11 protein-coding genes are annotated in these 12,036 nt (G+C 67.6%); 6 read left to right on the top strand and 5 right to left on the bottom strand.

The features are described 5' to 3' along the window. Positions 1-9: 9 nt before the first annotated feature. The 5 genes from A2G96_RS04220 to xseA form a co-directional block, all read right to left on the bottom strand. Positions 10-1,722, bottom strand: a complete 1,713-nt coding sequence (locus A2G96_RS04220; RefSeq protein WP_062797050.1) for an amidohydrolase — start codon at positions 1,720-1,722, stop codon at positions 10-12. A 67-nt stretch (positions 1,723-1,789) separates the two neighbouring features. Continuing rightward, complete coding sequence (locus A2G96_RS04215) at positions 1,790-2,770, bottom strand: tripartite tricarboxylate transporter substrate binding protein (protein ID WP_082818839.1); 981 nt, start codon at positions 2,768-2,770, stop codon at positions 1,790-1,792. Between the two features lie 45 nt (positions 2,771-2,815). After that, positions 2,816-3,910 (bottom strand): porin, encoded by a 1,095-nt coding sequence (locus tag A2G96_RS04210; protein ID WP_062797048.1) that lies wholly within the window; start codon positions 3,908-3,910, stop codon positions 2,816-2,818. Between the two features lie 461 nt (positions 3,911-4,371). Further along, positions 4,372-4,953, bottom strand: a complete 582-nt coding sequence (gene sodB / locus A2G96_RS04205; protein ID WP_012351891.1) for a superoxide dismutase [Fe] — start codon at positions 4,951-4,953, stop codon at positions 4,372-4,374. Between the two features lie 200 nt (positions 4,954-5,153). Then, entirely contained in the window at positions 5,154-6,539 is a 1,386-nt protein-coding gene (gene xseA, locus A2G96_RS04200) for an exodeoxyribonuclease VII large subunit (RefSeq protein WP_062797046.1), read from the bottom strand. 1,072 nt (positions 6,540-7,611) lie between these two features. On the opposite strand from xseA, the gene A2G96_RS04195 reads away from it, so the two are divergent. The 6 genes from A2G96_RS04195 (at position 7,612) to adk (ending at position 12,036) form a co-directional block, all read left to right on the top strand. Further along, complete coding sequence (locus A2G96_RS04195) at positions 7,612-8,232, top strand: MotA/TolQ/ExbB proton channel family protein (RefSeq protein ID WP_026164567.1); 621 nt, start codon at positions 7,612-7,614, stop codon at positions 8,230-8,232. A gap of 24 nt (positions 8,233-8,256) precedes the next feature. Beyond that, positions 8,257-8,682: an ExbD/TolR family protein gene (locus A2G96_RS04190; protein ID WP_062797044.1), complete on the top strand. Its 426-nt coding sequence runs from the start codon at positions 8,257-8,259 to the stop codon at positions 8,680-8,682. A gap of 177 nt (positions 8,683-8,859) precedes the next feature. Then, positions 8,860-9,963 (top strand): tetraacyldisaccharide 4'-kinase, encoded by a 1,104-nt coding sequence (gene lpxK / locus A2G96_RS04185; RefSeq protein WP_062797042.1) that lies wholly within the window; start codon positions 8,860-8,862, stop codon positions 9,961-9,963. Then, positions 9,944-10,147 carry a Trm112 family protein gene (locus A2G96_RS04180; protein ID WP_012351886.1) on the top strand — a complete coding sequence of 68 codons (204 nt, stop codon included), beginning with the start codon at positions 9,944-9,946 and terminating at the stop codon, positions 10,145-10,147. Before lpxK ends, A2G96_RS04180 begins: the two co-directional genes overlap by 20 nt. A gap of 11 nt (positions 10,148-10,158) precedes the next feature. After that, the gene (kdsB, locus tag A2G96_RS04175; RefSeq protein WP_062797040.1) at positions 10,159-10,968 is read left to right on the top strand and encodes a 3-deoxy-manno-octulosonate cytidylyltransferase; all 810 of its coding nucleotides are present in this window, start codon (positions 10,159-10,161) and stop codon (positions 10,966-10,968) included. A gap of 402 nt (positions 10,969-11,370) precedes the next feature. Then, positions 11,371-12,036: an adenylate kinase gene (gene adk / locus A2G96_RS04170; protein ID WP_018008913.1), complete on the top strand. Its 666-nt coding sequence runs from the start codon at positions 11,371-11,373 to the stop codon at positions 12,034-12,036.

Here is a 12,036-nt window from a genome sequence, read left to right as displayed (position 1 = left end):
GGCGGCTGCCTAGCGTGGCTTGCGCGCGGCGAAGGCGCCGTCGGCATGCACCACTTTCCCGTCGACCATCGTCAGCACCGAACGGATGCGATGGATGTCTTCAACCGGCACGGTCAGGTAGGGCTTGTCGAGCACCGCCAGGTCGGCCAGCTTGCCCGCCTCGAGCGTGCCGCGCGAACTCTCGTCGAACGAAATCCAGGCCGCATTGGCGGTGTACAGCCGCAGCGCTTCCAGCCGCGAGAGCCGGAAGTCCTCCTTGCGCCGGATTTCCTTGCCGATCGAATAGCCGCCGACGTGGAACTCCAGCGCGCGCCAGACGCCGGGGATGCCGATGCGCGTGGCATCGGTGCCGCCGGCCACTTTCAGCCCGTGCTGCAGCGCCAGCCGCACCGGCGGCGCGGCCTCGGCCACATGGTGATCGTTGGCGTGGCCGATGGCGCCGGCCTCGAAGTACGGCCCCATCTGCACCGTGTAGGCCAGCCCGAGCGCCTTCATGCGGCGGAACGTTTCCGGCTTGCCGGTGTTCAGGTGGGCCATGGCCCAGCGCAGCTTGCCCAGGTCATGGTGTTTCGCCACTTCCTCGAACACGTCGAGGATGGCGTTGGCGGCATCGTCGGTATAAGCGTGGATTTCCACCGGATAGCCGCGGCTGGCGGCGAAGGTGGCAACCTTCAGCAGTTCCTCGCGGTCCTTCGCCGACGGCTGGAATCCGGGCCCCATCTTGACGCCGTCGTCCATGCCGAACACCAGCATTTCGCCCGGCCCGAGGAAACGCAGCTTGCCGTCGCCCATGCGCGGCGGCAGGTAGGCCAGCGTGTTGCGGAACCACTCGGCCTCGTTGCCAGCGACCAGCGTAGGGATGCGGTAGCCGACCCGCAGCGAGAGCCGGTCTTCGCGCCACAGCGCGAACAGCGGATCGTACGCGGCGCCCGGCCCGGCGGTGGGGTCGATCAGAGCGGTCACGCCCAGGCTGTTCAGCCGGCCGAAGAAGGCCTGCAGGCTGACCTTGGCATCGACATCGCTCTGCGCCAGGATGCGCCCGAACAGCGCCGACAGCGGCCGTATCGCGCCGAGGATGCGGCCGGTGAGACGGCCATCGCCGTCGCGCTCCATGCGGATGCCGGGCGGCAGCGCATCGGGCTGGTCGAGCCTGAGCACCTCGATCGCCTTGGCGTTGACCAGCGCGTAGTCGTACAGGTACTGCACGTAGGCGGGATTGTCGGGCAGCAGCGCGGTCAGCTCGGCCGGCGTCGGCGCGCGTTTCTCGGTGAACTGGTCGGGGTGCCACGACCCGGTCACGGCCACCCATTTGCCCGGGCCGCGCGCCAGCGCGGTCTTGCGCAGCTGCTCCAGCCCCGCAGCCAGGCTGGTGGTTTCGCCTTCGTACCAGTAGGTCTCGAAGGCATAGCTCTGGCCGCCGCGAATGGCGTGGATATGGGTGTCGATCAGGCCCGGAATCACCGTGCGGCCGCCCAGGTCGATGATCTCGGTGGCCGGGCCGGCCAGGCGGCGGATCTTCGGGTTGGCGCCCACTGCAACGATGCGCTCGCCGCGGATGGCGATGGCCTGCGCCACCGTATCGGCGGCGTCCATGGTCAGCACCGTGCCGTTGACCAGGATCCGGTCCGCGGGCGCGGCGGCGGCCTGCGCCTGCGCTCCTCCGGCCGCAATCACGCAAGCCGCCGCCATGGCATGCGCCAGGCCCCGTGCAATCCAACGCATAGCGATGTTTCCTTTGGTTTGAATGAGGCGGCGCCCGGATGATGCACCGGGCGCCATCAGTGCAGCGTTACTGGCCCGGCTGCGCGCCCGAGCGCTTGACGATAGGCTCGAGCTTGGCGATGTCGGCGGCGATCAGCTTGTCGAACGCGGCCGGGGTCGAGGTCTTGGCCTCGGCGCCCTGCGCCATCAGCTTCTCCTTCGTCGCCGGCGCGCTCAGCGCCTGCTGCATCGCCGTGTTCAGGCGCGCCACGATTTCCTTGGGCGTGCCCGCCGGCGCCAGCACGCCGAACCAGGCGTCGAACAGATAGCCCGGCACGCCCGCTTCGGCGATGGTGGGCACGTCCGGCAGCGACGGCACCCGCGCCGCCGTGGCCACTCCCAGGATGCGCAGCTTGCCGTCCTTGACGTACTGCAACGCGGTGATGGACGGGGCGAAGAACATGTCGACGCGTCCGCTCATCACATCGGTGATGGCCGCCGGCGCGCCCTTGTACGGGATATGCCGGGTCTGCACGCCCGCGGTCACGTTGAACAGCTCGCCGCTCAGGTGCGACGAGCTGCCGCTGCCCGCCGAGCTGTAGGTCACCGAATCCGGCCTGGCGCGCGCGGCGGCCAGCAGGTCCTTGAGCGTCCGGTACGGGCTGGAGGCACTGACCACCAGCAGGTAGGGCATGGTCGCCACCGTGGAGATGCCCTTCAGGTCGCGCGTGGTGTCGTACGGCAGCTTGGGGTAGAGCGTGGGGTTGACCGCATGGCCGGCGGACGTCAGCAGCAGCGTGTAGCCGTCGGCGGGCGCCTTGGCCACCACCGCGGTGCCGATGGTGCCGCCCGCGCCGGGGCGGTTGTCCACCACCACCTGCATGTTCGAACTGGTGCTCATGCCCGCGCTGACGATGCGCGCCAGCAGGTCGGTGGCGCTGCCGGCGGCGAACGGCACGACCAGGCGGATCGGCTTGTCGGGATAGTTGTCGGCGTGCGCCGCGCCGGGCAGCAGCGGCAGGCACAGTGCGGCGGCCAGCGCCGCGCGCAGCATGTGGCGGAATTTCATGTGGGGTCTCCTTGATCTTGGGTAATGGCCTGGGGCGGGCCTTGTTCAGAACACGTGACGCATGCCCAGCGCAAAGGTCTGCGGATCGGCGCCGGCGGAAATGCCGAGCTCGTTGATCGCAAAGTCGTAGGTGGCGTTCTTCTTGTTGAAGATGCGGCTGTAGAAGCCGAACACCGAAGTGCGCTTCGACAGCGGGTATTCGTAGCCCACCGTGGCCTGCACCGCGCCGGTACCCGGACCGCTGCGGAAGAAGCCGACGGTCTCGGTGGCGCTGCCGCGGCCGTTGTCGGCAAAGCCGACGCCGGCGCGCAGGCTGCCGGTCCACAGCTTCTGCACCACCGAGGCGTAATACGCATCGCGCTTCAGGTCGCCGGTGGCGGTGCGGTAGTGCAGCCGCTCGTAGATCGCAGAGACCTTGGTGGTCGGGAACTGGTATGACACGCCGACCTTCATGCCTTCGTCGTCGCGGCCCGCGGCCTGGTAGTTGTTGTGGCGCTCGTAGGCCAGCACCACGTTGAGCGGGCCGTTGTCATAGGCGCCGGCAAACGACCACAGGCTGGGATTGCGCGGCACCGTGGTGCGCTCTTCATTGATGCCCCAGGTCACGCCGCCACTGAAACCGTTCCACTTCGGGCTGCGGTAGTGCAAGCTGTTCTTCTGGCGGCGGTCGAAGGCGCTGGTGTCCTGGATGTTGTCGGAGGTCGGGGTCGAGCCGTTGCCGATCAGCGCCATATAGCCGGCCGTGGTCGGATAGAACGGATCGTAGGACGACGTGGCTTCCAGGTAAGGTGTGGTCCAGTTGCCCATGAAGAAGCTGCCGGCTGAACCAGCCAGGCCAAGGCGGGTATTGCGGCTGGCCAGTTGCCCGCTGCCCGTATCCAGCGAGATATTGCTCTCGATCTGCCAGATTGCCTTGACGCTGCCCACCAGCGCTTCCTCACCGCGCATGCCGAACACCGAGCGGTTGTTGGTAAGCCGGCCGGTGCCGCCGAGCCTGGTGCCGTCGGACGCGGTAGACGCGTCCGAATACTCCATCGACGTATTCAGCCGGCCATACAGCATCACGTGGTTCTGCGCCGAAGCGACGGTACAGCAGGCCGCGAGCGCCGCAAAGGTGGCGCCCGCAAGGGGGTTGTTCATGTTGTCTCCAGTGTCGTCTTGCGCCTGTCCGAATCGATACGGGGATGCCTGCCCCGCCCCGTGCACGGAATCGCGGGCAGCAGCAACCCCTGCCCGGACTACGGCATCAGCAATTTGTGGATTCTTGATTGCGCTATCTCATGCGGCGGATGTACGCGGCGATGCAGCGTGAAGGGGATTCTAGAAATCGGGTATCGCAGCGTCCATTCGCATTTTCTTTTGGTCACCATATCGATTTGTTATCGTGATGGCGGACCACGCTGGCATGGACATTCGCAGCTTAGGGCGCGGGCGCGTAGCGCGGTAGTTGGCGATGGTGTGTCGCTGTGTTCCAGCCATGGGACGACGTGGACACAGGAAGTGCGGAAAAGTGCGGCGTGTGCGGGACTACGGAATGGCGGGGCAACAAAAAAGGGCCTGGCGGCCCTTTTTTGATTAATGCGGTGCGGACGATGCGTCGATCAGCCAGCGAAATTCTTGCCGGCGAAGTCCCAGTTCACGACATTCCAGAATGCCTCGACGTACTTCGGACGGGCATTGCGGTAGTCGATGTAGTAGGCGTGCTCCCACACGTCGCAGGTCAGCAGCGGCTTGGCGTCGGTGGTCAGCGGCGTGGCGGCGTTGGAGGTGGACACCAGGTCCAGCGAGCCATCGGCCTTCTTGACCAGCCAGGCCCAGCCCGAACCGAAGGTGCCGACGGCAACCTTGGTGAACTCTTCCTTGAACTTGTCGAACGAGCCCCACTTGGCGTTGATGGCATCGGCCAGTGCGCCGGTCGGCTGGCCGCCGCCGTTGGGCTTCAGCGAATCCCAGTAGAAGGTGTGGTTCCACACCTGGGCGGCGTTGTTGAAGATGCCGCCCGACGACTTCTTGACGATCTCTTCCAGGGTCGCGTTCTCGAACTCGGTGCCCTTGATGAGGTTGTTCAGGTTGGTGACGTAGGTCTGGTGATGCTTGTCATGATGGAACTCCAGCGTCTCCTTGGAGATGTGCGGAGCCAGGGCATCATGCGCGTACGGAAGCGGGGGGAGCTTGTGTTCCATTGTTCTGTCTCTGTGGGTTGGGGTTGTTGGGTCCGGAATTGCCGATTGTAGGGGACTTGCAAGACCCACGCAAACCGCGGCGCAAAGCCCCCTGCTCCGATGTTAGTTTGTCCGCGCGCGGCTTTCCGGGAGATTTCGGCGCGCTCTTTCCGAGCTGTGCCGCACGCGAATGGGAGGCGTTCCCGGCGCCGCGCAACGGCTCAGAATTCCGGCAGCTTGGCCTGCACGCCGGCGATCGCCAGGTCGGCCACGCCCTCGGCCAGGTGCGCTTCGACCACGCTGCCGGCGCGGATCTCGGCGGGGGCACGCAGCGCGCGTCCGCGCTGGTCGAGCAGCACCGCATAGCCGCGCTCCAGCGTGCGCTGCGGCGCCAGCAGCTCGAGCGCGCCGGCGCTGCGCGCCAGGCGCTGGCCGGCGCGCTCGTGCTGGCGCAGCGCGGCTGCCTGCAGCCGCTGCCACAGGCGCGCCACGTCGGCGTGGGCCGCGGCGGCGTCGGGGCGGCAGGCGCGCCAGCGCATCGCCAGCAACTGGTGGCGATGGCGCTGCGACACCACGGTGTCACGCAATGCCGCCCGCAAATGTCGCGCCAGATTGTCGACTTGCGCGCGGCGCTCCTGCAGCTGCGCCTGCGGGCTGCGCACGCGCCGCGCCAGCCAGTCGAGGTGCTGCGCGCGCAGGTCCAGCCCGCGGCGCAGGCATTGCCGCAGCGCATCGCGCGCGCGCAGCGTCTGCGCGAGCAGGTGCGCGCGATCGGGGCTGACCAGTTCGGCCGCGCCGGTAGGCGTAGGCGCGCGCACGTCGGCGACAAAATCGGCAATGGTGAAATCGGTCTCGTGGCCGACGCCGGAGACCACCGGCAGCGTGCAGCGCGCGATCGCCTGCGCCACCACCTCTTCATTGAACGACCACAGGTCTTCGATGCTGCCGCCGCCGCGGCACAGGATCAGCACGTCGCATTCGGCGCGCGCGGCCGCCATGTCGAGCATGTCCGCGATCTTCTGTGCCGCGCCAGTGCCCTGCACCGGCACCGGATAGACCACCACCGGCACATGCGGCGCACGCCGCCGCAGCGTGCTCAGCACATCGCGCAGCGCCGCGGCCTGCAATGACGTGACCACGCCGATGGTGCGCGGCTGTGCCGGCACCGGGCGCTTGCGCTCCGGCGCGAACAGCCCCGCCTGCGACAGTTTTTCCTTGAGCCGCAGGAATGCTTCATAGAGGTTGCCGAGGCCGGCGCGGCGCATCGCCTCGACTCCCAGCTGCAGCTCGCCGCGCGCCTCGTACATCGAGACCACGGCGCGCACCTCGACCGCCTCGCCCTCGCGCGGCTGGAACTCGACATGCTGGTTGCGCCCGCGGAACATCACGCAGCGGATCTGCGCGCGCGCGTCCTTCAGCGAGAAATACCAGTGCCCGCTGGCGGCGCGCGTGAAGTTTGAGATTTCGCCCCGTACCCAGGCGAGCGGGAAACTGCGTTCGAGCACGCGCGCGATCGCGTGGTTGAGTTCGCCGACCGGGATCACCTCGCGGCCGCTGCGCGGCGTGGTGGCGGAAGGGTCACGCGAAAAATTCGGCAAGTCAGACATGGCGAAGCCGCTGGCAAGCGGCGTGGATCAGACATGTCCACAGCATAACTGCAATGTCAAGGGGGTAGCATTGATGCCCGGGGCCTACCCTGGAAGCCGCATGGGTTCGTGCAAGCCTTTGATTCTTATGCGGTTTATGAGCACAACAAAAATTAGGCAATATAACCATTTTTCTTTTGCATCAACCACTTACATGCCGGGCCAAGGGCTTGTTCACAAAGTTATCCACAGCTTCTCTGGATAAAATGCGATCCACCAAACACTTTTCCCGGCCGCGTGGCGGGTAGCCCGCTTATCCGATTCGCCAAGCGCCGGGGCAGGCGCTCCGCCAGCGCAGTCCTGAATGGAGTGTCGTTATCCCAGGGTTCTGCTGCGCCTGCACATTTTCTCGGCAGCGACTAAAAACCTGTTGTGTTTCAATGGCTTGGCCTTCTTCTCCCGGATTTGTCCACAGGCCTTCCACAGTCCTCTCCCTCGTCGCTGTGGACAAACCCCGTTTTTGCCAGCCACCGGCCGCTGCAGCGCCGCTCCGAAGGGAATAAGCCTGACTGCCTAATTTTTAAGCAGCAGACAGGAGTGCCTTTCGAATCAATGGCTTATGAAATCTCTCAGTCACCTTTCCACAAGCCCTCCACAGTACTGTCCCGCTGCTTTGTGGAAAGTCGTGCGCTTGCGCACAGAAGCCGGCCCGAAACCGCGGCAGCCGTCGCCGCGGCACGTGCCGGATGCGCCGCAGCCGCTGGGTAGCGCAATTGCACAAAATTTAAGCAGCACCTGCTTTACCTTTTCTGATCAATGAGTTAGCTATCTTGTCCGGCGACTTTCCACAATCGATCCACAACACTGTCCCTGCCGGCTGTGGAAAGCGGCAGCCTGCGCGGCAGTGACACGATGCGCGCCGGAGACAGGCGCGCTTCGTCCCTTGCCGCGCGCCAGGCCGCGGGTTAGAGTGGCGCCTGTTTTTTCAGAGCAATGCCGGAGCGCGCAGCAAGGCACCATGCCCGCGCGGCTCAAGGCATGCCGGCTGGTGGTTTGGGGTTTCGTTATTCGGTTGTCGATCCCGGGGGTCCAATTGTTTTCCATCATTCAAGCGGCCGGCTGGCCGATCTGGCCGCTGTTGCTCGCCTCGGTCATCGCGCTGGCGCTGATCGTCGAACGCTTCCTGTCGCTCAAGCGCAGCAAGGTGCTGCCCGCCAAGCTCTATGAAGAGGCGCTGGCCGCCGCGCAGCAGCGCCGCGCCACGCCGGAAGTGGTCAACACGCTGGAGCAGAATTCACCGCTGGGCCGCGTGCTGGCCGCAGGACTGCGCCACGTGGTGCTGCAGCCGCATACCTCGCGCGATGCCGCCAAGGACGTGGTCGAGGAAGCCGGCCGCGTGGTCGCGCATGAGCTCGAGCGCTACCTGAACGCGCTCGGCACGATCGCCTCGGTGGCGCCGCTGATGGGGCTGCTGGGCACGGTGATCGGCATGATCGAGATCTTCGGCAGCCAGGGCGGCACCGGCACCAGCCCCGAACAACTGGCGCACGGCATCTCGGTGGCGCTGTACAACACCGCCTTTGGCCTGATCGTGGCGATCCCGGCACTGATCTTCTGGCGCTACTTCCGCCGCCGCGTCGACGACTACGTGGCCGAGCTGGAATTCCGCGCCACCTCGTTCCTCGACGCCATCCTGCCGCAGCGCCGCGCTTGAGCGCGGCACGCCCACCCGAACGCCATGCACTTCCGTTCCCGCCAGCGGCGCGAAGAGCCCGAGATCAACCTGATCCCGCTGATCGACGTGCTGCTCGTGATCCTGATCTTCCTGATGATCACGACCACGTACTCGCGCTTTACCGAGCTGCAGATCCAGCTGCCCACCGCCGATGCCGAGCGCGCGCGCCAGCAGCCGCAGGAGATCGTGGTGTCGGTGTCCGCGCGCGGGGTCTACTCGGTCAACAAGCAGGTGATGGAGCACAAGGACGTCACCAGCCTGGCCGACCAGCTGCGCACGGTCGCGGGCACCGGCGGCCAGCCGCCGGTGGTGATCGTCAATGCCGACGCGCAGGCCACGCACCAGGCCGTGGTCAACGTGATGGAGGCCGCGCGGCTGGCCGGGCTGTCGCGCCTGACCTTCGCCACGCAGAGCGCGCAACCGCGCTGACCCCGGCGCTGACCCCGGCGCTGACCCCGGCCGGGCCTGCGCGCCAGCGTGCGCCGATGGCGGGCGGGCTTGCCCCATGCGCACGGCAATGCCCATAATGGTTGGGCCGCCCCGAGGGGCGTAGCCGCGAGCGCACTACAATCGCATCCCGACCATCGACTCTCGCCCGCCGCGTCCATGCCCGTTCCCCGCCATGCCCTTGCCGACTTCGTGACCGCCCAGTGGCAACGCCGCGGCTGGTTCGCGTGGCTGATGCTGCCGTTCTCGCTGCTGTTCGGGCTGGTCGCGCGGGTGCGCCGCCATGGCTACCAGCGCGGCTGGTTCAAGTCGACGCGGCTGCCGATGCCGGTGGTGGTGGTCGGCAACGTCACCGTGGGCGGCACCGGCAAGACCCCGGCGGTGATCGCGCTGGCGCATGCGCTGACCGAGGCCGGACTGCGGCCCGGCGTGGTCTCGCGCGGCTACGGCGTGCAGCTGAAGCACCCGCGCCGGGTCAAGCCCACTTCGCAGGCGGCCGACGTCGGCGATGAACCGCTATTGATCGCGCGCGCCACCGACGTGCCGGTCTGGGTCTACCCCGACCGCGCGCTGTGCGCGCAGGCCATGCTGGTGTCGCACCCCGGCATCAACGTGCTGCTGCTCGACGACGGCCTGCAGCACTACAAGCTGCAGCGCGATTTCGAGATCGTGATGTTCGACGCGCGCATGGGCGGCAACGGCCTGATGCTGCCGGCCGGCCCGCTGCGCGAGCCGCTCTCGCGCCCGCGCGACGCCACCCTGATCAACGACCCCAACTTCCGCGCCACCCCCGACCGCCCCGGCGTGTACGGCATGCGCCTGGAACTGGATGACGCCTGGCAGCTTGCCGACCCCACCATGGCGCGGCCGCTCAGCGCCTTTGCCGGCCGGCGCGTGCTGGCCGCAGCCGGCATCGGCAACCCCGAGCGCTTCTTCGCCAGCCTGCGTGGCGCGGGCCTGGCGCCGAAGACGCTGCCGCTGCCGGACCACTATGACTTCGTCGCCGACCCGTTCGTCGACCATCCCGATGCGCTCGATGCCGACGTGATCCTGATCACCGAGAAGGATGCCGTAAAATGCGAGCGCTTCGACGACCCGCGCATCTGGGTCGTGCCCACCAGGCCCGTGATCGACGCGGGCCTGATCGATAAAATCCGCCGCGCCGTGCAGGCGCAAATCCAACCCGCGCCGACCGCGCCGGCCGCCGCAAGCGGCACCGCCGGGCGCAACGAGGAACACCGAGATGGACAACCGGCTGCTTGAAATCCTGGTCTGCCCGCTATGCAAGGGCAAGCTGGAATACGACCGCGCCGCGCAGGAGCTGATCTGCCACGCCGACAAGCTGGCCTACCCGATCCGCGACGGCATCCCCGTGATGCTGGCCGACGAGGCCCGCCAGTCGGTGCCGGGCCGCGTGATCGAGCCGGACGCGCCGGCGGGCAACTGAGCAGCGCGGCCATGACCCTCCCCGCGTTTACCGTCGTCATTCCCGCGCGGCTGGCTTCGACCCGGCTGCCCGACAAGCCTTTGGCCGATATCGGCGGACGCCCGATGGTGGTGCGCGTGGCCGAGCGCGCGCACGCGTCGTCGGCACAGCGCACCGTGGTTGCCACCGACGCGCCCGCGGTGGCGCAGGCCTGCGCCGCGCACGGCATCGAAGCCGTGCTGACGCGCGCCGACCACCCGTCCGGCACTGACCGCCTGGCCGAGGTCGCCGCGCAACTGGGCCTGGCCGACGACGCCATCGTCGTCAACGTGCAGGGCGACGAGCCGCTGATCGAGCCGGCGCTGATCGACGAAGTCGCGCTGCACCTGGCGCACCACGCCGACTGCGCCATCGCCACCGCGGCGCATCCGCTGCACGACAGCGCCGAGGTCTTCAACCCCAACGTGGTCAAGGTGGTGTGCGACGCCGCCGGGCGCGCGCTGTATTTCTCGCGCGCGCCGATCCCATGGGCGCGCGACGCGTGGTCCGGCGTGCCGTCCATGCCCGCCGCGTCGGCCCGGGTGCCGCTGCCGGACATGCCGGTGCTGCGCCATATCGGCCTGTACGCCTATCGCGCCGGCTTCCTGCGCCGCTTCCCGACGCTGGCCGCGGCGCCGCTGGAGCAGGCCGAGGCGCTGGAGCAACTGCGCGCGATGTGGCACGGCGAGCGCATCGCCGTGATGCAGACCGCCGCCGCGCCCGCGCCGGGCGTCGACACCCAGGCCGACCTCGAACGGGTGCGCGCGCTGTGGGCGCAGTCGATGGCCCAGGAAGGGCCCTGACCGCCATCCCCGGCATCACCGCCGGCGCCGGCAGGGCCACCGCGCCGGTTGCCTGCCCGCTCAGGTCGATTCTGCTGCAACCGAACCGGGGGGCCGATTTCGGGCCGAATCCCCGCTGCCTCATGGCATAATGCTTGCCGATACAGAGCCGCCCCGCTGGCGCGAGCATTCGCGCCGCCGGCCAAGGCTCGGTGGGGAGATAAAGATAGAGCCCGTCCGGTGCGCCGCGCCGCCATCCCGCTGGCAGCCGCCGCCGGCCGTACGCGTGGGTACGCCTGAGCCGTGCCCGCGCTGAACGCAGTCAGCGCGCACCGGGACCGCAGTCAGTCTCGCGTCAAGTTACGGCGTTACCCTCCTTCTGATCTCCCGCCATACCGGATTAAAAACTCTGAGGACCCGTAAATGCGTTTGATCCTGTTGGGCGCGCCTGGCGCCGGCAAAGGCACGCAAGCCAAGTTCATCTGCGAGAAGTTCGGCATTCCGCAAATCTCCACCGGCGACATGCTGCGCGCCGCGGTGAAGGCGGGCACGCCGCTGGGCGTGGAAGCCAAGAAGGTCATGGACGCGGGCGGACTGGTGTCGGACGACATCATCATCGGCCTGGTGAAGGACCGCCTGAAGCAGGACGACTGCAAGAGCGGCTACCTGTTCGACGGCTTCCCGCGCACCATTCCGCAAGCCGAGGCGATGAAGGACGCGGGCGTGGCGATCGACTATGTGCTCGAGATCGACGTGCCGTTCGACGCCATCATCGAACGCATGAGCGGGCGCCGCGTGCACGTGGCATCGGGCCGCACCTACCACCTCAAGTACAACCCGCCCAAGGCGGAAGGCGTCGACGACGAGACCGGCGAGCCGCTGATCCAGCGCGACGACGACAAGGAAGAAACCGTCAAGAAGCGGCTCGACGTCTACTCGCAGCAGACCCGTCCGCTGGTCGACTACTATTCGGCCTGGGCCGCAAACGGCGACGCCGCGGCCAAGGTGGCGCCGCCGAAGTACCGCAAGATCCTGGGCGTCGGCAACGTCGACGAGATCACGGCGCGGGTGTTCGAGGCGCTGAAGTAA

The sequence above is a fragment of the Cupriavidus nantongensis genome, assembly GCF_001598055.1.
Classification (GTDB): domain Bacteria; phylum Pseudomonadota; class Gammaproteobacteria; order Burkholderiales; family Burkholderiaceae; genus Cupriavidus; species Cupriavidus nantongensis.
The sequence above is the reverse complement of the archived record's forward strand: the minus strand, read 5'-3'. Positions and strand labels throughout refer to the sequence as shown.